The sequence below is a fragment of the Stenotrophomonas sp. GD04024 genome (assembly GCF_029837545.1).
GTDB lineage: Bacteria > Pseudomonadota > Gammaproteobacteria > Xanthomonadales > Xanthomonadaceae > Stenotrophomonas > Stenotrophomonas forensis.
Genome location: NZ_JAOEDV010000011.1, coordinates 27040 through 48262 on the forward strand (window position 1 = coordinate 27040; position 21223 = coordinate 48262).

General features: G+C 61.2%; 14 protein-coding genes and 1 pseudogene. 13 read left to right on the forward strand and 2 right to left on the reverse strand.

Annotated features, from left to right (window positions below):
- Window positions 1-74: 74 nt before the first annotated feature.
- Window positions 75-737, reverse strand: a complete 663-nt coding sequence (locus tag N7590_RS05540; protein WP_053510773.1) for an exopolysaccharide biosynthesis protein — start codon at window positions 735-737, stop codon at window positions 75-77.
- Window positions 738-886: 149 nt separating this feature from the next.
- On the opposite strand from N7590_RS05540, the gene yidA reads away from it, so the two are divergent.
- Together yidA and N7590_RS05550 are read left to right on the forward strand one after the other, a co-directional pair.
- Window positions 887-1720, forward strand: a complete 834-nt coding sequence (yidA, locus tag N7590_RS05545; protein ID WP_053510775.1) for a sugar-phosphatase — start codon at window positions 887-889, stop codon at window positions 1718-1720.
- Between the two features lie 336 nt (window positions 1721-2056).
- A complete protein-coding gene (locus N7590_RS05550) occupies window positions 2057-4375 on the forward strand; it encodes a TonB-dependent receptor (protein WP_164241603.1) in 2319 nt (772 codons plus the stop codon).
- A 268-nt stretch (window positions 4376-4643) separates the two neighbouring features.
- Here the strand turns inward: N7590_RS05550 and N7590_RS05555 are convergent.
- Window positions 4644-5117: pseudogene (locus N7590_RS05555) on the reverse strand (ATP-binding protein); the annotation flags it as partial.
- Window positions 5118-5201: 84 nt separating this feature from the next.
- Between N7590_RS05555 and N7590_RS05560 the strand changes: the two are divergent.
- The 11 genes from N7590_RS05560 (at window position 5202) to N7590_RS05610 (ending at window position 21213) form a co-directional block, all read left to right on the forward strand.
- The gene (locus tag N7590_RS05560) at window positions 5202-7286 is read left to right on the forward strand and encodes a hypothetical protein (protein ID WP_152906641.1); all 2085 of its coding nucleotides are present in this window, start codon (window positions 5202-5204) and stop codon (window positions 7284-7286) included.
- An 881-nt stretch (window positions 7287-8167) separates the two neighbouring features.
- A complete protein-coding gene (locus tag N7590_RS05565) occupies window positions 8168-9208 on the forward strand; it encodes a tyrosine-type recombinase/integrase (RefSeq protein ID WP_160314167.1) in 1041 nt (346 codons plus the stop codon).
- Window positions 9208-9690, forward strand: coding sequence for a hypothetical protein (locus N7590_RS05570; protein WP_152906995.1), 483 nt, complete (start codon window positions 9208-9210; stop codon window positions 9688-9690). The genes N7590_RS05565 and N7590_RS05570 overlap by 1 nt, the downstream gene beginning before the upstream one ends.
- Before the next feature lie 98 nt (window positions 9691-9788).
- The gene (locus N7590_RS05575; RefSeq protein WP_279935225.1) at window positions 9789-11042 is read left to right on the forward strand and encodes a site-specific integrase; all 1254 of its coding nucleotides are present in this window, start codon (window positions 9789-9791) and stop codon (window positions 11040-11042) included.
- 1008 nt (window positions 11043-12050) lie between these two features.
- Window positions 12051-14003, forward strand: a complete 1953-nt coding sequence (locus N7590_RS05580; protein ID WP_046984209.1) for an ATP-binding protein — start codon at window positions 12051-12053, stop codon at window positions 14001-14003.
- A gap of 178 nt (window positions 14004-14181) precedes the next feature.
- Complete coding sequence (locus tag N7590_RS05585; RefSeq protein ID WP_046984168.1) at window positions 14182-14466, forward strand: CnrY/NccY family anti-sigma factor; 285 nt, start codon at window positions 14182-14184, stop codon at window positions 14464-14466.
- Window positions 14466-14912: a periplasmic heavy metal sensor gene (locus N7590_RS05590; protein WP_046984169.1), complete on the forward strand. Its 447-nt coding sequence runs from the start codon at window positions 14466-14468 to the stop codon at window positions 14910-14912. The genes N7590_RS05585 and N7590_RS05590 overlap by 1 nt, the downstream gene beginning before the upstream one ends.
- 15 nt (window positions 14913-14927) lie before the next feature.
- Window positions 14928-15485, forward strand: coding sequence for a sigma-70 family RNA polymerase sigma factor (locus N7590_RS05595; RefSeq protein WP_049441978.1), 558 nt, complete (start codon window positions 14928-14930; stop codon window positions 15483-15485).
- A gap of 92 nt (window positions 15486-15577) precedes the next feature.
- Window positions 15578-16801, forward strand: coding sequence for a TolC family protein (locus N7590_RS05600; protein WP_065428117.1), 1224 nt, complete (start codon window positions 15578-15580; stop codon window positions 16799-16801).
- A complete protein-coding gene (locus tag N7590_RS05605; protein ID WP_046984172.1) occupies window positions 16802-17968 on the forward strand; it encodes an efflux RND transporter periplasmic adaptor subunit in 1167 nt (388 codons plus the stop codon).
- Window positions 17968-21213, forward strand: coding sequence for a CusA/CzcA family heavy metal efflux RND transporter (locus N7590_RS05610; protein ID WP_046984173.1), 3246 nt, complete (start codon window positions 17968-17970; stop codon window positions 21211-21213). Before N7590_RS05605 ends, N7590_RS05610 begins: the two co-directional genes overlap by 1 nt.
- Window positions 21214-21223 lie beyond the last annotated feature (10 nt).

The following is a 21223-nucleotide window of genomic DNA, read 5'->3' on the forward strand; positions in this document are numbered from 1 at the left end:
CTGCTTTTGCAAGGAGCAGTCGAGCATGGCTCGACTCTACAAAAAGCCGGAATCAGCCGAGCATGGGCTCGGCTCTACAGTTCCGACGGCCCGCTGCGCAGCCCGCTGAACACCGATTCGGCAGCAAACCCCACGCCGCCCAGCAGCACACCGAAATACACCACCGTGGCCACGACAAAGCCGTAACCGGCCGCCACCGCCGCACCATCGCGCTGGATGAAGCCGATCGCAAAGGACATCAGCGCCAGCGCCGGCAGCGTGTTGCTGAAGGGAATCGGCCCGGCCGGCGCCATCAGCAGCAGGGTCGCGAACACCAGCATCAGGTTGTTCAGGCGCATCATCTTCTTCGAGCGCACCATCACCGCCAGCCGCATCGGCCGTGACAACCGCTCCATGCGGTGCACCCACTTCAGCGCACGGCCCAGGTTGGCCTTCAGCTTGTCGGTGGCGATCTCGCGGCGCGCCAGCTTCTGCGGCACCCACAACGGGCGGTTGCGCACCCGGCTCAGGCCGATCAGCAGGATCGAGGCGCCAAACACCGTACTCAGCCCGGGAATCGACACTGGAATGATGAAGATGGCCGAGAGCAGGATCACGATCAGCAGCAGGCCCTCATCGCCCAGCGCGCTGAGCAGGGTGCCGACGCTGACCTGTTCGCCGGGCAGCTCGTCGATCATCTGCTCGATCTGCTGGGCCAGCGGCGCGCTGTCGTTGGTTTCGGGGGCACGGTAGGTCATGCGTCGCAAGGTTCTCCAGGGAAGGGCGGTCAGCGGGCCGTCCTGCGGTGGGGGACGCACAGGGTCCTGCAGTATCCCGGCCAACGTGGGCAAAGAGGTGAACCGGGCATGAGGGGGTAAACTGGCGTGCCCCGCACGAGTTGAACGCAATGGACATGGGCCGCCGGCAATCGACCATCGAACTGGTCGCCATCGACATGGATGGCACCCTGCTGGATCCAGCCCACCAGCTCACCGCCCGGGCCAGGCAGGCCATCGCGCAGGCGCGCGCGCTGGGCGTGCACATCGTGCTGACCAGCGGCCGCCCGGTTCCCGGCCTGGCGCCGTTCCTGCAGGAGCTGGGCATCGACGGCGACGATGACTACTGCATCGCCTGCAATGGTGGGCTGGTGCAGCGCATCGGCACGCGCGAAACCGTGGTCGAGTATCCGCTCAGCTTCGACGACTTCCTGTTCTGCGAGCAGGTGGCCCGCGAACTCGGCGTGCACTTCCAGGCGCTGGACAGCCAGCGCATGTACACGCCCAACCAGGACATCAGCTACTACACCGTGGCCGACTCGCATCTTTCGCGGATGCCGCTGTCGTACCGCCGCGTGGCCGACATGGACCCGTCCATGTCCTTCATCAAGCTGATGATGATCGACGCGCCCGACGTGCTGGATGCCGCCATCGCGCGCCTGCCCACCGAACTGACCGAGCGCTTCGCGGTGCTGAAGAGCGCGCCGTTCTTCCTGGAAGTGTTCGACCATCGCGCCGGCAAGGGGCCAAGCCTGCAGAAGCTGGCCGAGCACCTGGGCATCGACCGCGCCAACGTGATGGCCATAGGTGACCAGGAGAACGACCTGACCATGCTGCAGTACGCCGGCACCAGCGTGGCGATGGGCAACGCCATCGATGCGGTGAAGGCCGTGGCGCGGTTTGAAACCACCAGCAACGCCGACGAAGGCGTCGCGCGCGCGATCGAGCATTTCGTACTGCAGTAACCGCGCGGCCATCCGCCCTGGTAGGTGCCAACCTTGGTTGGCACACATGAAGGGCACGCACCGACCTATACCCACGTATAACCCACCCATCCCCACCGCCATTGCCGCTGTACCACGGCGCAATGGCGGATGCGGCAGTGCGATGCAAGAATTTCGCACGTCGAAATCACCCCACCGAATCCCACGGCAGATGATCGCCTTCGTCTGCTGACCGGCGCGCACCGCGCGGTCATCCCCTCAACGCAATCGCATCGCCAGCCAGGGCACCGACACACCGGTGCTGCAACGCGCTGGGCGTGCGCCTGCGCCGCTCTCTCCCTGCACCTGGATCTGCCCATGAACACCCCACCCACGACGCGCCTCGCCCTGGCCATCATCGCGGCCATCACCGCACCTGCGTATGCCGCCGAATCGGCCGACACCGCGCACGACACGCCCACCACCTTGAACGCCCTGCAGGTCATCGCCACGCCGCGCGGTGCGGCCGTTGCGCCCACCCAGGTGGTCGGCCCCAACCGCTACATCATCAAGGCCGAAGACCTCGACGCCATGGTCACCGGCAACAACGGCCTGGCCATGCTGAAGCAGGTACCTGGCGCCGGCTACACCGCCACCGACGGCCTGGGCCTGGACATCTCGGCCACCAGCCTGTTCGTGCGCGGCTTCCGCATGAATGAAATGGGCATCACCTTCGAAGGCGTGCCGCTGAACGACAACGGCTTCCTCTCGCTCACCGGCACCAGCGTGGTGAATGTGGGCGTGCCCGATGGCATCGGCGCGATCACGGTCAGCCCCGGTGGCGCACCGGTCAGTGTGTTCTCCAGCAGCGTCAATGGCGGCAGCCTGGAATACCGCCTGCGCGAGCTGCAGGAAACACCCAGCCTGCGTGTGAAGCAGGGCGTGGGCAGCAACAGCACGCTGGTCACCACTGTGTCCGGGCAGAGCGGCCAGCTCGGCGAGCACGGCCCGAAGGTGCTGGTCGACCTGCAGCGGGTGTCGGCCGACAAGTACCAAGGCGAGGGCACCCAGAACTTCCTGCGCGGCGATCTGAAGCTGCGGCAGGACGTAGCCTGGGGTGACTTCACCGTGTTCCTGTCCGACAGCAAGGCCAAGGTCTGGGGTTACAACAACATCTCCTTCGACATGATCCGCAAGCTGGGCTGGAAGGCCGACATCTTCTATCCGGACTACGCGTGGGCCTGGTACGTGGCCTCGCCGGAAAACGCGGACAAATCCTGTGGCGCCTACACCTGCGGTGAGCTGTCCGAACTGATTCCGTACGACACCGGCCAGACCACCCGCGACCGCGTGTCCTCGATCAACCATCGCTTCCAGATCACCCCGGCGCTGAGCGGTAACGTGCAGCTGTACAACGCCAACAGCCACACCCAGGCCACGCTCACCGACCCGACCGTACCGTCGCCGAACGGCGCGCCGTTCTCCGAACAGGTGCAGACGCCGCGCGTGAACCGGCTGGGCGGCATGCTCAACCTGCAGTTCGAGACCGGCGCGCATACCTTCACCGCAGGCTTCTGGCAGGAGAAGAGCAAGGCCGCGGCCAAGACCGAGTGGTACCAGCAGCCGCTGCTGGGCGAGGGCCCGCCGCTGAAGGCCACCGGTCCGTTCGATGTGTACGGCCCCGCGTTCAAGACCGACAACGCATCGAGCTGGGTGACCCGCTCGCGCCAGTTCTACCTGCAGGATGACATCGTGCTGAACGACACGCTGAAGCTGGGTGTCGGCTTCAAGGCCGTGGACTTCCGCACCAGCGGTGGCGGCCTGGGTGATGCCAAGGACCGGCCGGTGAACGGCACGCTGCGCGCGAAGAGCAACTTCCTGCCGCATGTCTCGCTGTTCTGGAGCCCGACCGAATCCACCGATGCCTTCATCGATCTGGCCAACACCATGAACGGCTACCGCGTGGCCCAGCGCGGCAACATCGGCTACACCGCCTCGGCGTGGACGATCACCGACCAGGAAGAATTCGACCGCGTGGCCGGCACGCTGCGCCCGGAAAAGAACTGGAACCTGACCGTCGGCGCGTCGCATCGTTTCGACCGGCTGACGATTACCGGCGATGTGTTCTACAACGACATCCGCAACCGCCTGCTGTCGGCCGCCATCGGTACCCAGTTCGCGCAGATCAACACCGTGCGGCTGATGCCGAAGATGCACGTGATCGGCGCCGACCTCGGCATCACCGCCGACCTGACCGACCACCTGCAGTTCTACCAGGGCGTGGCCGTGGCCCGTTCGTACTACGAAAGTGATTTCGTGGTGGGCGACACGGTGTACCCGATCAAGGGCAATGCGCAGCCGGGCTATCCGCAGATTTCGCTGGTGAGCGATCTTTCCGCACACTTCGGCGACTGGCGTTTCGGGGCCACCAGCACCTCGTACCTGCGCCAGCCTTTCACCTACGAGAACGACATCCGCGTGCCGACCTTCTGGCAGGTCAACACCTATGCCGCCTACCGCTTCGGTGCGGACAGCGCCGTGCCGGGGCTGGAGCTGCGGCTGGACGTGAGCAACCTGTTCAACCGCCACAACATCGGCACCGCCACCATCGCCGGCTCGTCGTTCTCGGGGGATTACCAGACCCTGCAGCGCAGCGCGCCCCGGCAGCTGATGTTCAGTACCTCGATGGCGTTCTGAGGCAACAAGGAGTTTCGGGGTCAGATCCCATTGCACCGCAAAGGGCTCTGACCCCCAAAATCCGCCGGACTACCATGAACCTCTTGGCGCCCTCGCACCCTTCGCTGCCATGACCTGCTCTGGCATTGATCTATCCGCTGCCATGACCCGCTCTTGGTAGAGTCGACTGTTAGTCGACTGCTCTTCGCATCTGCCTCGCAGGAGACCGCGCTTCGCGCGCGAGTCGACTAACAGTCGACTCTACCAACGACCACTCCGAACGGTGCTTCTAGGGCTTTCCCCGGTCCAACTGCCGGTACCCGATTGCTTCAGAAAGATGCGCCGTCTGGATCGTTTCACAACCCGCCAGATCCGCAATCGTGCGCGCCACCCGCAGAATCCGGTGCATCGCCCGCGCAGAAAGCTGCAGGCGCTCGATGGCCTGCTCCAGCACATCCTGATCGGCTTCGCTCAGTCTCGTGCACGCCCGCAGTGCCGCCGGTGGCAGATGGGCATTCAGCCCGCCACGCGCCTGTTGCCGGGCATGCGCGGCTTCCACCCGCTCACGCACCGATGCACTGGGTTCCCCCAGCGGCGTGCTCTCCCGCAGCTCTACAGCGTCCATCCTGGCCACACTGATATGCAGGTCGATGCGGTCCAGCAGCGGCCCTGAGACCCGCGCGCGATAGCGGGTGATGCGCTCATCCGTGCACAGGCAGCGGTTGCTGCGGTCACCGGCCCAGCCACACGGGCAGGGGTTCATCCAGATGTTTTGTGAGGAATAGTGCTTGGGAAAAAAGATAAGGTGCGGCAAATTAGCTCTGCTCACCACGGTAGCTCACATTGCATGGCAACTAGAAAGAAGAAGGGTGTCGGCGAGGTCCAAACGGGCCCGGACGGACTTTGGATCACGGTAAGGGCGATCGGTCGGGCGCATGGAGTAGCGTCGATTGACTTCACATTTCTTCGGAGTTGGATCGGACCTCGCGGTCAAGCCGCATTTGTCGATGCAATTGTCAAGCTATCAAGGCGCTACGTCGCGGCCCAGAACACGTACTCGGTTCGCTGCGTCCTTCAGTTCTGGCAGGCCCTCGGTGCAAGAAGGGGGTGGCCGGCTCCAAGTCGTCGAATCAGTTCCGCTGCCTTGGTCGCGCAACTGTCTGATCTTCGGGGTGAGTTCTACGCGGCCAGAGCGGCGGTTGGAGTCGCGCTAACTACGATCACGAATCAGTGGACCAGCTTTGTTCGATTCATCCCCTGTCTTGTTCAGACCGGTGCAATCAACTTCGTCGAATCGAAATTGGCTGCCATCTCCGCTCCGCCTCGCGCGCTCATCATTGCGGATAGGGAGCATGCTGCAAACTCACCAGTGTGCCTGAACAACGCCCCAAAGACTTTGAACTCGGCACAGAACTCATACAACGACAATCTCTTCGAGTCGATCTCAATCGTTGATGGAAGTGCAGAGTACCTAGATCGCTATCAGGAAAAACTTGGGAAGGCAGTAAACACGATTCTCCACTGCGCAGTGAAGGACTTCGAGGAGTTCGTGGCTCAACGAGAGAGAGGCTTGGCTGAAATTAGCCGTTTCGACGTAGGTTCACTACATGAGCTTAAGGCGCATCGCCGAGGCGGATTCTCCCGAGAGAACTGGGGGCACCTGCTGAATCAAGAGCGATATGAGAAGGGTCTCAGGATTGCCTTGGGGATATGCGTCTTTGATATGGGCGGGATTCCTAGGCAGCGACGCAAATTCGATGTGAAGTCGAGCAAGGCATCCATCTTAGATGGGTCTAGCAGAATCTGGGACTTCGTTTCTTCGTTCGGAAAGAACGAGCTCCTGCCATACCTTGGCATCATGAGTAGCAAGCAGGCGGCAGTCTGCATACTGATCCTACTCATTGAACACCCGATTCTTAACCCAGTGGCGTTGTACAGGGCCAGGATAGAAAGGGATCGTCATGGTGGAACCTACATCTCCTCCGATGGTCTTGTCGGAAAAGGGGGTATCCGCTTTAGCGTGGAGAAGCTGCGTGCGGGCGAGGAGAAGAGTGTGGAGCTTTCGCCTCTTGCCCAGCGAGTTCTTGTGAAGGTCTTCGAGTGGACCGAGCCCGTACGTACTCGGATGATCCAGGAAGGGAGAAGGAAGGATGCAAACCATCTTTGGATTGGCATCAGTAGCCTCGACTACCGTTTGAAAGCCTTCTCGGAGAAAGCGTTCCTGAATGCACTTGGTGCATCTGAAGCTTGGCGCAGTGTCAGGGGAGCCGGCATGGTCACCCGGGCAACGAACTTCGGGGAGCGCCATGCCGAGCTCGCTCCATGGAGAGAGAAGCTCACCTACAAGAATCTACGAATGAACTCCGGAGTGCTAAAGTTCCTTGAGGCAGATGGTGATCTTGTCGTAGCGGCGAGGATATTTGGCCACCGATCGGTCAAGACGACCTTGGGGCACTACGTCCCAAATGCCCTTCGCATCGCCTTGTTTGAGAGGCAGGTTAGGCGGCACCAGAACAGACTGATCGTTCAAGCATTTTCTGATCACGAGCGGCTTCTTGAAGTGTCGGATTTCTCGACGGTTGAGGACCTCCACCTGTTCCTCTCGGGTAGCGCGGACGAGGCTGCTGAAGCTCAGGTTCCCCGCCGTGTGTACAAGGCCGCTTCTCCTGGCGCGGGACTGATCCTCTGTAAGGATCCTGATGCGCTGGCGGTTGCAATGCTCTACCGGGATCGCTTGGAAAGCGCCAGTGCGACCTTCCTGGATCGACCTGATCTCCGGACCGGAGTTGCCCCGCGATTCTGGAGAGACTTTGTGGATGCGCTGACCGCGCCATTGCCCCCGGCATTGATTGAGATCACTGATCTTGTCGAGTGTGCATTGGCTAGAAAGACTGTCATCATTTCTCGCATTCGGCTGCCGGAGATCCGGTGATGGCTCAACTTCCCTCGGAGGTCCTGTCCTTCTTCAGTCGGACCCAAACCGGTTTGAGCCCATTAGTGCGTCCGTGGTGGCTGAAATCCGCGGTCCACGAATCTGTATGGAGAGTTGAGACGGGAAAGAGAGATCTGCGCCAAGTCGGTGAGAAGAGTCGCGGTGGGCAGGTTCTGAGATGGGATCTACTGCTACCAACGGGACGATTGAGCACATCATCTCACGCAGTTATCTGTGAACAATGTAAGGCGTTGATCATCGCCGTAGCGAAGGTACGTGGATCAACCCGGTCGCTCAGATCAGTTCATGGCGCACTGTTTCTCTTCGCAGAGTTCTTGGCCCTTAAGTACGAAGAGAAGTTCCTGCGTGACGGACTCCTAGTCGCTCATCTGGACGACGTAGAGGCATTCATGGAGTCCTATGCTGAGGCGGGGTCTTGCGGGACGGGGCGGTTCATTGAGCGCCTTAGCTCTTACCTTTCGGCTGAGATTCCGTTGGAACGGTTAGACGCGGATGAGGTTAGGAACCACTTTGGCTTGACGGAAACAAACCAGTTGAGTTTGGTCGCCATTGGCGCGGCTATATCGGTGGACTGGCAGAGGCTGCGCAGTAGTCCCGCATTTCGGAGCCATCTGACCCAGTACGGGTACCGAGGAGAACGCGACTTAAGCCGCGGCGCTCGTACCACCAGCGGCTATGCGGATATCTTTCCGCTACTGGCTCAGGCCTCGCACTCCGTCCAGACCCTAAGCGCGTGGGCTTTGAGCAATGTTCGCGAGGTTCGCGATGCTTGCCGACCTTTTCGCAGAGAACAGTCGGGCCGCACGGCGACATTGCCACCGACCGTCTGTAGGCAGTTTGTTAGGTCAGCGTGTGCGTGGATGCTTGAGGAGGCGCCTGCATTGGAGGCTCACCTTGCAGGGTTGATTGATGAAATCGCCCAAAGTGGTGACCTTGGCCACCGGTCGCCAACTGCATTGTTGAAGGATGCGGAAGCGCTGATTGAAACCGGTCCACTAGTACGCTGTTCGAGGTTCGTTTCCCAGCGTTTCAGGGAGAGAGGGGATGACAGGTACTGTGATTTGGAACCCTATCGGTTGTTCCCTTTGGTTCTCGGACTGATCCGAATCCATCTAGGTGTTTGCTTTGGACTTGTGGCCTTGTTTGCTTGTGCAAGGAGATCCGAGATCATTGACATGGGGTTGCATGCGCTCCTGACATCTGATGGTCGCTACCACTTGACGATTCACCAGGCAAAGCGGGGGGAAGGGAACGAGAGGCCGAGGTTTGACAAGCCTGTGCCACGTATCGTTGCCATGGCGATATCGATCATGAACAATCTCAGGACGCAACTACTTCGGGTGATGCCCAGGGAGGATTCGTTGCTGGATGATCGCGTGATGTTCTTCGTCGGAATGCAGGGCATCAGGCCATTCAGTGAGAATCATCCGCGCGTCGTTCTCCAGCTCATAAGTGACTACTTTGATCTCCGTGGCCCCGACGGAAAGCGATGGGTGCTTGAGCCTCATCAACTGCGAAGGAGCTTTGCTATGACATTCTTTCATTCGGAGGGGGAAGAGTCATCTCTACCTGCGCTCGCGTGGCTCATGGGTCATCATGATGTCGAGGAGACTTGGAGATACGTGAAGGAGTCTATGACGGGCAAGGAGATCAGTCATGCAGAAGCCTGTTTGGCGATGGCGGCTGTGAACTCAGGTGATGGCTCGGAATCTGCCCAAAAATTGAAGGCGCTTCTTCTCGAGCACTTCGGAAGCGACGATCTCGCTGTTCTCGATCATGATGATGTCTTGGAGTATCTGGAGATGCTCTCTGAGGAGCGAAAGATCAGTGTCAAGCCGATTCAGATTACAACCGGCGATCGTAGTACGTTCACAATCCTCATTTCGCACAGAGGGGAATGATGCCAAGGCTCAGTAAAGGACAGGTAGCTGCGGGTGTGCGGGACAAGCAGCTTCGTGCTGAACGGAGTGTTCGGGGCATCATCGCCATCCTGGACGAGGCGGTGGCAGTTGGGTCCCTTCTTGAAGAGCATAGTGATCTCTTTAGACGCATGAGTGATCTTGCCGGGATGAATGATGAGGCTCGAGGCATCTTTCCGATGTCGGTTCGAACACTCAGGAACAATGTGGAATCGCTGTACCCAGGCGGGATGGAAGCGTTTAGGCGTGCCATCGGAGAGCTTCTGGGGGCCGCGAGGAAGCCTGTTGCACAGCAGGAAGATGAGGCTTGGCTGGAGGATGCTGTTCTGGACATGACCGCTAGGTACAGTGATCTCGTGCAACGCTTCAAGAGGCTGGCTCTTGGATCGGAGGTCGCAGCCGATGAGCTAAAGCGACACTTCGATCGGTACCGCGGCTCTAGCTCCCTACGGGTAGTGAAGTGAAGATTGATGGTGGTTTGTGTAGGAGGGCCAGCAATCAATTCCGGTTACCGGGGGTTGGACGCGTCACCTCGTTCCTCGATAGGGGCGCGGCAGGAGGCATGAAGGTGGTGTTCTTCCCAAACGGCCGTTCTTGCTGGGAAGTGAATGCGTACCTAGTTCATTGCCGACGCCTTGGGCTGACGGTAGGTACGATATCCACCTATGCGAGTGAGCTAAGCCTGCTGGTACGATTTCTGTACTTGCGTCGCCTGGAGCTGAGAGAGATCGATGATGATCATCTGATCGAGTTTGCTGATTGGCTGGTGGTTCGGGATGAGTCCAGCGCAAGGCACATCAATCGTATCCTCTCACGTGTTCTCGCTTTCATTGGCTGGGCCGAATGTATCAGTCTCGGCCCTTTCCAGATCGGCCGGCTTGGTGAGCAGGCGATTATCACGGTTGAAAGGCGCGTGGTGAGGACGAAACGGCTGGACCGGGTGTCCTCGGACAGGCATGCAGCGATGCTTCCAAGTGGTGCAAAGCGAGTCGTACGACCAATGCCTCTTGAGGTATTTCGCCGACTCCTGGCGCAGTGCGAGCGAAGCGCGAAGCGCACCTTCGTAAAGAGTCGCAATCGCGCGATGCTCCTGATACTCGCGGATACCGGGATCAGGCGCGAAGAGCTTGTTTGGATCAGGGTCACCGATGTACTTGATGCATCGAAGGGTGATGGCATGCTGAAGGTGCGGACCTCGAAGAGGAGGGGGAACCCTATACGTCTGGTTCCTGTTCCCGCACTAACTTTGCAGGATGTCATGAAGTACATCAGGGTGCAACGGGAAATGCATATGCGCCGCCATACCAAGTCCGGACGGGGGAGTCGCGACAAGGGTTGGGTCTTCTGCTCTCAGAGCGGTTCAAGGCTAGCTGCTGCAACGGTGAGCCAGACTTTCTCGGATCTGCGGGCGCTTGCCGGAGTTTCAGAGCGCGCTACGGCTCATATGCTTCGACACAGGTACATAACTCTTCAGGTCATCGATCGGATCAAGAGGCTTCGAAACATTGGGATTCTTGGCGTTGAGGCAGCAGCAACGGTACTCGCACAGGTGGCTTCTTTAAGCGGCCACTCCAATCCTACTAGCATGTGGGACTACATTGACTGGGCCTATCAGGAAATGGCCTCGGATGCCGAGAACCGCGGGACCTTGGAGATTGGCGAGCTCATCCGGGAACTGGAGGTTTTTGGTGAAGCGGCGATAGAAAGCTCCGAAGGGAGAGCCCTGCTTAGCCGAGTTCGTAGCGCACTTGCTTCGCAGCTTGAGAAGGCTCCGAAACTGGGTGTACTCGCCCACCAAGGGATGGGGCTGGGATGAACTGCTTGTGCAGGGGCGCCGGTGGTATGGGTGAGAGCCCTTTGCTGTTGGTGTGGTGCGGGCGATCCAGCACCTCTAGTAGCCGGAAGCGACGTCCATCGAACAGGGCGTCACTGGGGACAGTGAATGTCCTACAGAGTATTGGGTGTCGTGACCACCTTGATCGGTTGCCGGCGACGCCGTAAAAAGCGCCTTCTTCCTTGCGGATGCGATGCACACGCTTGTGGTCGTCCCACCAGGCGTCCCAGCGAAGCATCACCAACACGGGCTCACAGCCATAATGGATGCGCGCGTGAGTGCCCGAAAGCACATGGTTCGCGTTCCGAGTCGCCCTTGCACTGACCGGAATTCAATCGTTGGCGGTCGTGCTGTTCGCTGGCGTCGTACTTCGAGCGTGTAGCTCGTTTCCCTCGGTGCCCTCTCCGCTGGATGCTCAGGCATTCTGGGCAACGGTAGCGTGCTTGATCGTCGGCCGCACCGTCTTCGCTATAGGTTCCCAGAGCCTTGGGCCAGGCATTGCTCGGTCACGCGTGTTGCGCTGCTGGTCGGAACCGAACCGCTCTCGGAGCGCTATTTGACTCTATTTGGATGGGTGAGGTCATTGGAAAAGCGGCTTGGGCGGGGGCGAGGCCGGACAGTCCGGAGGAGCGCTTGGGCTGGCGCCGATACCGATTGTGCTCAACGTCCCGCGGGAACCAGTCCAAAGCGCATCAGCTGAGCGGGTGCAGCTGGGCTGCTGACGTGAAACTCTGATATCCGCTTCTGGCCGAAAGCGGACGCTTAGCTCAGTGGCTGTCTATACGGCACATTCCTGGTCGGCGTGCTGACGGAGATTACCAAGTGGGTCAAGCGGAGCGGGCGAGGGATTGAACGGCGCTCCGGCAATAGCACACGCGTCGGCTGGCGTCGCGGCAGGTGAGATGGGCTGGGCTTAGCTTTTTGCCAAACTCGGCGGAAGGCGGCATAGTCTTGCACATATTACCGATCAAGTACTTTGCGGATATTCCCATGGACAAGAAGGGCAAGGCAGCCAACCAAGCTCTCTTTGAGGAAGACTACGTGCTGCGGTCACTCGGGCGGATTGGCTATGACCCAGATATGGCGCTCACTGAGCTGGTGGCCAACACGTGGGATGCAGGGGCTGCCAGGGTTGCCGTGATCATCCCGGAGGAAACAAGTGGCATGCTGTCGGTCGAAGACGATGGCCACGGGATGACCGAGGACCAGTTTCGCAAGCGCTGGATGACCTTGGGATACAACAGGCATCGAAGCCAAGGGGCGAACGTCCAGTTTCCTTCCGAACGCGACGATTGGGTACGCATGGCCTTCGGACGCAACGGTATTGGTCGCCATGGCTTGTTGTGCTTTTCTGATCATTACACGGTCGAAACTTGGACAAATGGCGTTCTTTCTACCTTCGTGATTGGGACCCGAAATCAGCCGTCGCCGTTCTACATCCAAAGCCATGAGACAGCCACCCGTTCGGGCCATGGCACCCGGTTGTTGGTGGAGGTTGAACGCCACCGCCCAGATCCAGATCGGATCAGGACGGTCCTGTCAGGACGCTTCCTGCACGATCCGCAGTTCGTCGTTTCGGTGAACGGCCAGTCCGTCCCGCTGTCTGAGCATGAGGGCCTTCTGGAGGAACGCAAGATTCAGGTCGAACCTGGCTTTGATGTCACGGCGTATGTGGTGGACACAACACGCACAGCGAAATCCACCCGCTACCAAGGCGTAGCGTTTTGGGTGAGCAATCGGTTGGTCGGGCTGCCGAGTTGGACCGTTGGGCCGATGGTCGTTCTGGATGGGCGGGTGCGCTTTGCCAAGCGCTATGCCCTCGTGATTGAGTGCGGATCGGAGTGGCTTTCCGAAATCGAACCAGACTGGTCGAAGTTCAAGACTACGGAGCGAACTGATCACCTTTTCGAAGCGGCCAACGGGTATGCCCAGGAAATGGTCGAGAAGTTGTCGGCCCACCTGATCGAGGAGAACTCAGAAGACGCGCTCTACAAGAATCGAGAGGATCTGCGGACGCTACCTAGGCGATCCATGCTTGAAGTAGCCCAGTTCACAAAGACCGTGGTGCATGACCAGCCAGGGATACCGCCGGAGACCCTCAACAAGGTCGTCAAAGCGGTTATCAAGATTCAGAAGGCACGAAGCGGTTCAAGTTTCCTTGACAAGCTGATGCAGCTGGATGAGCACGACATCGACGGGCTGGATCGATTGCTAGGACAGTGGACTGTGGAGGATGCGCTCACGGTTCTGGATGAGATCGACAGTCGTTTGTCCATCATTGCCGCCATGGAGAAGCTCAGCGGCGACCCGGAAGCTGACGAGTTGCATACCCTTCATCCGCTCGTGACGCAGGCGCGTTGGCTATTTGGGCCGGAGTTCGACAGTTCGGAGTATGCATCGAACAACACCCTGCGAACAGTCGCCACCAGTCTATTCAAAGCGAGAAAGCAGAATCAGACCTTTGCTAATGCTGCGAAGCGCCCCGACATCGTCGTCCTCTCCGATGCCACTCTCTCAATCGTCGGGACGGAAAGTTTTGATACCGGCAAGGATCAGCTCGTGATGATGCGCGATGTCCTGCTCATCGAGTTGAAAAAAGGGCGTTCTGAAATCGGTCGCAAAGAAATGAATCAGGCGGCAGAGTATGTCGATGAACTTGTCTCCAGCGGAGGCATACAGGGTGGGCCTTTCTTCCATGCCTTCGTGGTCGGCCATTCGGTCGCATCCAATATCCCAACTGTCAATAACCGGGAATACAACGGAGCCCAGCGCGGACGGGTAACAGCGACCACTTACAACCAGCTCGCATTGACAGCAAACCGGCGCCTCCATGGGCTAAAGGCAAGAATACCCTCACGGTACGAGGAGGTTTCTGGTTACGAGCTTGTCCAGAAAGTCATGGGGACGCCAAGCCAAGCATCGTTCGCTCCGCTGGCAGAGTAGGGCGGTGTCTAGCCCGGGTTAGACGATCGCTTATGGCCGAAAGCAGACATCGTTGACGAATCCCGCTGGGGCAGAGCTCCCGGAAGGCCTATTCAGAAACCACGTTCATCAACTGCTAGTGTTCGAGGGGAAGCCGCCCTGGCAGCCGTATGAAGTATGTGGACGAGGAGATCTGCAGATGAACAACCTTGATGACTGGCTTGCAAAAGCCGCAAACGCAACGCGCGCAGATGCCAGCGCGGGAACCGATGCGCTGCTGGCCCGCCTGGCCCAGGAGCCGCCACCTGCCAAGTGGGCGGGACGCCGCGAGCTCCGCCGCGCTGTGACCTGTGCTGCGTTGTCTGCGGTGCTGACCTGTGGCGGGGTGGGCTCTGCATTCCTCGTCACCCAGTCCAACCCGCGGCCCACTTGGGTCGCGGCGCCGTCTGCCATGTCCCCCTACGCCCTGCTGGTGGAACGCTGATGGCTATCGGAACCGCCATGCGCCTGCCTTTGGCGACCTTGGCCGGCGCGGTCATCGGCGTGGTTTGCGCCCTGGGGATCGGCTGGGGCTGGCACTACCTCAACCCTGGCCACAGCGACCTGCATGAACGGCTGCACGCCGTGGTGCCCCTGGACAATTCGGAGAAGGACATCCTGCAGGCCAAAGAGCAGCTCTTTGCGACGCGCAGGGGCGAGATCGAGGCGCGCTTGCGAATCGCCAACCGTCAACTTGCCGATGCCATTGCGGCCGATCCTCGCTGGAGTCCGCAGGTAGAGGCGGCAAGCAGGGAGGTCGAGCGTGCGGCGGGTGATCTGCAGCGTATCACGCTGGAGCACGTCTTCGAGATGCGTGCAGGGCTGAAGCCCGATCACCGCGCTGCCTACGACAAGGCGCTGCTGGACGCACTGCGCAACGATTCCCCTTGAAAGCATGGCCTGAGCGTGACGATCGAGGAAGACAACAACTGGGCCGTCGAAGCTGCTGCGGGTGACCCAGCGGCATTCGCGCGCCTGGTGCGCAGGCACTCGCCGGCCATCACACAGATGGTGCGAGGCATGGGCGTTCCGGAAACCGACGTGGACGACGTCGTTCAGGAAACTTTCGTGTCGGCGTGGCGCGCGTTGGCTGAGTATGACCCCGCTCGCCCAGTGCTTCCGTGGTTGATGCGTATCGGAATCAACAAGGTTCGCGATACCCAGCGTTTCCGCCGCGTGCGTTACTTCCTATTCAAGGCCCGGCCCATCGACGATGAAGAGGGCCGGACGCTGGTATCGGATCAGGCCGGCCCGGAACAGAGCGCCAGTTCCAGCCTTGAACTCGCCAGCGTGATGCGCGTGCTCGACAGCATCGATCCCGCCTTACGCGAGGCACTGGTGCTGACGGCATTCGTCGGTCTGTCCCAGGTTGAAGCGGCCGCTGCGCTGGGAATCAGCCTGAAAACGATCGAAGGCCGCGTACTTCGCGCCCGGGCAAAACTGGCCTCGGCGTTGGGTCGTTAGAAAAAAATCTCCCAGATGTGAGGGGAGCGGCACACAGGCCGCGTAGTGCATGAGACGACCGCTGATGCGGCATCACTGCACTGGACCCCTGGATGAAGTACTCATTGCTTGCCTTGTCGACACTGCTGGCGCTGTTCGGCACATCGGTGGCGTGGGCCGCCGACGCGCCCACCTACGAAGATCTACTGGAACAGAGCAGGGCGCAATCGCCTTACCTGCAGGAAAAGCGCTTCGACACCGCAGCGGCCGCCGGCGATGCCCGGCAGGCCAGAGCATTGCGCAACCCCACTATCGACGGCCTTGTCGAGAATCTCAACGCACCCTTAAGCAATGGCAGCAGCCAGCGCCAGACGACCTACACCCTGACCCAGCCGCTGGAGATCTTCGGCCAGCGGAGCGCGCGTATCCAGGCGGGCGAGAAGGGCCTGCAGGCGGCCGAAGCTCGGCAACACCAAGCGCAGGTTGAGTTCTCGGCAGCGCTGGCGGTGGCCTACGCCGCTGCCGAGGCCAGCCTGATTCGCCGGGCAATCGCGCAGGAGGATGTGGAGCGCGCCGAGGGCGACCTGCGTGCGGCCAAGGCTCTGGTGGAAGCTGGCAAAGAGGCCAGCCTTCGTTCCGCCCAAGCCCAGGCCGGCCTGAGCGCGGCGCAATCGGCTGCTGCCAGTCGCGATGCCGAGACGACGGCTGCTCTTGAGCAGTTGTCGGTGCTGGCCGGCCAGACCGAGACGTACTCAGGTGTGGGCCAGTCCCTTCTAGAGCGCGACTGGCCAACGGTGGGCGCAACCGCAGGCGATGCCACGGCGGTGCTGACAGCCAAGGCGGACGTGGACGCTACCGAAGCCCAACTGCGTATCGAAAGGCTCAAGCGTGCGCCGGACCTGAGCGTGTCTGCAGGGCGTCGCAGCTTTGCAGCAGGTGGGGACGCGCTGGTCGTGGGCCTTTCGCTGTCCGTACCGCTGTTCGACCGCAACAGTGGCGGCATCAGCGCCGCCCGTGCCCGTACCGACGCGGCCAGGGCGCGATTGGACGCTGCGCGCCTGCAGAGCCAGGCAGATCGCGCTACCGCGTTGTCCCAGGTGGCTGCGGCGCGACGCGGCCTCGAGGCAGCTGCCGAGGGTGAAAAAGCCGCGGCCGAGGCCTACCGCATGGGCCGTCTGGGGTATGAGGCCGGCCGCACGCCCCTGGTGGAACTGCTGCTCAGCCGCCGCACGTTGACAGAAGCGCGGCTGACCGTGGTCGATGCGCGCCTTGCCCGGGTCCGTGCCTACGCATCACTTGCAATGGCCAATGGCCAGATCGTCTTCGGAGACCGTTGAATGAAGCGAAACACCCCTTCCGTGAATACTCTGGGCATGCTCGGCGTCGCCGCGCTGGCGCTTGGCGCAGGCTTCGGCATCGCCCGCCTTTCGCAGTCCTCCAGCGCGCCTGCCCCGGCAGACGCTGCGCCCACTGCCGCTGAAGATAACGGCGGCGTGCAGGTCGTTGCCATTCCCGATGCATATCTTGGAGCAGCCGGTATTGCCGTTGAGGCTGTCACCTCTGCCGACGTGGCAGCCAACATTGGCGCAGCAGGCTCCGTCGTTGCCATTCCGGGTGGTGAAGCCGTGGTGGTATCCAGGGCCGCAGGCAACGTGACCGAGGTGCTTCGCCAGGTGGGCGACAAGGTCGCCAAGGGCGATGTCCTTGCACGGGTCGCCAGCCCTGATGGCGCACGCATTGCAGCAGATCTGCGCGTGGCCAATGCCGGTCTTTCCCTGGCGCAGAAGAACGCCAGCCGGGACCAGTCGCTGTTGGCGCAGGGGGTGCTTGCCCGGCAGGAGGCCGAAGCCAGCCAAGCTGCCTACCTGTCGGCACAGGCCGAAGCGCAACGGGCTGCGCTGGTGGCTCGCACCGCCAACGTCGATGGCGGCGGCAGCGTTTCGGTGGTCAGCCCCATCGCCGGGACCATCAGCAGTTCCCAGGCCACACTGGGTGTATTCGTTGAACCACAGGCCACCCTCTATCGCGTCACCGGCTCGAACGGCGTGGAGGTGCAGGCATCGGTGCGCGCGGGTGATACCAGCCGGATCCGCTCCGGTGATCCTGCCACCATCGTGCGCTCTGACGGCACCGTGGTATCAGGCAAGGTCCGTTCTGTAGCGACGGCGGTGGGAGGATTGACTCGAGCTGCAACCGTGGTGATTACGCCGGAAAACGCTGGCGCCGGACTTGTCGTCGGTGACGGCGTGCAGGTGCGCCTTGTGGCGTCAGCCGGGCAGTCCGGTGGCATGTCCGTTCCCGAAGAAGCCGTGCAGAACATCGATGGCAAAGACGTGCTGTTCGTGCGCACGGAGAAGGGGTTCAACGCCCAGCCCGTGTTCGTAGGCGTGCGTAGTGGTGGAATGGCGCAGATCCTCTCCGGTGTTTCCGCAGGAACCCGCGTAGCAACCCGCAACGCCTTCCTGGTGAAGGCGGAAATGAACAAGTCCGGCGGAGACGAGTGATGATCGAACAGGTGCTTACAGGTGCCGTGCGGCACCGCTGGCTGGTGTTGTTCATCACGCTGGTGATCTCGGTCATCGGTGCCTGGCAGTTGAACATGCTGCCGATCGATGTCACCCCGGACATCACCAACAAGCAGGTGCAGATCAACACCGTCATCCCCACGCTCAGCCCGGTGGAAGTGGAAAAGCGGGTGACCTATCCCATCGAGACCGCGATGGCGGGCCTGCGCGGCGTTGCCAACACGCGTTCGTTCTCGCGCAACGGTTTCAGCCAGGTGACGGTCATCTTCGATGAAAGTGCCGATCTGTACTTCATGCGCCAGCAGGTCACCGAGCGCTTGACCCAGGCCCGGCCGCAGCTTCCCGAAGGCGCCGAGCCGCTGATGGGGCCGGTTTCCACTGGCCTGGGCGAGGTATTCCACTACAGCGTCGAGTTCACACACCCCGATGGCAAGGACGCGCCACGCAACGATGGCAAGCCCGGATGGCAGAGCGATGGCTCGTTCCTGACCGATCAGGGCGATCGCCTGGCCGATGACATGGCGCGCCTAGCGTACCTGCGCACGGTACAGGACTGGATCGTGCGCCCGCAGCTGCGCACGACGCCGGGCGTGGCTGACGTCGACAGCCTGGGCGGCTATGTGAAGGAGTATGTGGTCGAGCCCAATGCAGCCAAGCTTGCTGAGTATGGGTTCTCCTACACCGACCTGGCGAACGCGCTGCAGGATGCAAATCTTTCGGTGGGTGCGGACTACATCCAGCGCTCTGGCGAATCCTATCTGGTGCGAGCTGATGCCCGTATCCGTTCGGTGGATGAGATCGCGCGGGCCGTGGTGGGTAACCGCAACGGTGTTCCGGTCACGGTGGGTGATGTTGCGCGGGTGGTGATCGACGGCGAGCTGCGGCGAGGTGCCGCCAGTCGCAACGGCTACGAGACGGTAGTGGGCAGCGCGCTGATGCTGGTGGGCGCCAACAGCCGCACCGTGGCCGCCGCCGTCGGCGACAAGCTCAAGGAGATCAGCAAGACCATGCCGCCGGGCGTGAGCATCGTCCCGACGCTGGATCGCTCGCAGTTGGTGGTGGCGACCATCAAGACCGTCGCCAAGAACCTGACGGAGGGCGCGCTGCTGGTGGTGGTCATCCTGTTCGCGTTGCTGGGTAACTGGCGTGCGGCAGTGATTGCTGCACTGGTAATTCCGTTGTCCCTGCTCATCACCGCCATCGGCATGAACAAGCTGGGCATCTCCGGCAACCTGATGAGCCTGGGAGCGCTGGATTTTGGACTGATCATCGACGGTGCTGTGATCATTGTCGAAAACTCACTGCGACGATTGGCCGAGCGTCAGCATGCCGAAGGTAGAATCCTCACTCTGAGCGAGCGCCTGCACGAGACCATCGCGTCCTCCAAGGAGATGGTCCGCCCGACGATCTACGGACAGGCGGTCATCTTCCTCGTCTTTGTTCCGTGCCTGACGTTCCAGGGCGTGGAAGGCAAGATGTTCTCGCCGATGGTGATCACCCTGATGCTGGCGCTTGCATCGGCCTTTGTCCTCTCGCTGACATTCGTTCCGGCGATGGTCGCGGTCATGTTGAAGGGCCACATCTCCGAGAAGGAAGTGCGTGTAGTGGCGGCCACGAAGAGCCGTTACCAGCCGTTGCTGCGCAATGCGATCCGGCAACCGATGCCATATCTTGCCGGCGGATTGGGCGTATTGCTGGCCGGCGCGGTGGCGTTCTCCTTCGTCGGACGTGAGTTCATGCCGACACTGGACGAGCAGAACCTGAACCTGTCCTCCGTTCGTATTCCCTCCACCTCCATCGAACAGTCGGTAGCCATCGATCTTCCCCTGGAGAAGGCTGTGCTGACGCTTCCCGAGGTGCAGACCGTCTACTCCAAGGCGGGTACGGCGAGCCTTGCCGCAGACCCCATGCCGCCAAACGCATCGGACAACTACGTCATCCTGAAACCGAAGGACCAGTGGCCTGATGGTGTGAAGACCAAAGAGCAGGTCATCGAGCGCATCCGCGAGAAGACCGCGTTCCTGGTGGGCAACAACTACGACGCCACGCAGCCGATCGAGATGCGCTTCAACGAGCTGATCGGTGGTGTGCGCAGCGACGTGGCGGTGAAGATCTACGGCGAAGACCTGACGGCCTTGGCCACCAGCGCAGACAAAATTGCTGCTGTGCTGAAGAAGATTCCCGGGGCATCGGATGTGCGTGTGGCCCAGACCGGTGGCTTCCCGACCTTCGACATGGCGTTTGATCGCGCAGCGATCGCCCGCTATGGCCTGACCGTTAAGGATGTGGCTGATACGGTGTCGGCCGCGTTGGCCGGACGCCAGGCGGGCCAGATCTTTGAGGGCGATCGCCGCTTCGATGTGGTGGTTCGACTGCCCCGCGTCGACCGAAGTGATCTGGACGTCCTGGGTGCGGTGCCGGTCATGCTGCCGCCGGGGAATCAGGAAGGCAGCCCTTCGGTGCCGCTGCGTGAGCTGGTCAGCTTCCGCTTCACGCAGGGTCTGAACGAGGTGAGTCGTGACAACGGCAAGCGCCGGATCTATGTAGAGGCCAACGTAGTGGGGCGTGATCTGGGCAGCTTCGTGGACGATGCCAAGGTAGCGATCGCACAGCAGGTGCAACTGCCGACCGGCTCGTGGATCGAGTGGGGCGGGCAGTTCCAGAACCTGCAGGCAGCTACCCAGCGTTTGGCCATCATCGTGCCGCTGTGCTTCATCCTGATTGCCGCGGTGCTGTATATGGCCATCGGCAACGGGCTGTTGACCGGCACTGTGCTGACGGCCGTACCGCTGGCGCTGGCCGGTGGCTTCTTCGCGCTGGCCTTGCGTGGCATTCCGTTCTCGATCTCGGCAGCAGTGGGGTTCATTGCTGTTTCGGGTGTGGCGGTGCTGAACGGACTGGTGTTGATCTCCGCCATCAAGAAGCGTCTGCATGACGGCATGGAGCCGAACGAGGCGGTGGAGCAGGGTGCAATGGAGCGCGTCCGGCCCGTGTTGATGACGGCCTTGGTTGCTTCACTGGGGTTTGTACCCATGGCGATCGCAACCGGCACGGGTGCTGAAGTCCAGAAGCCGTTGGCGACCGTGGTCATCGGCGGCCTCATCACGGCAACCGTACTGACCCTGTTCGTCCTGCCGGCACTGTGTGGGCTGGTGCTGCGCAGGACTGCGCGCAGGAAGGCAGCGGGCATCGAGGACCCACTGCCGGCGCCGGAAACCGATTGAGTACGTTCCC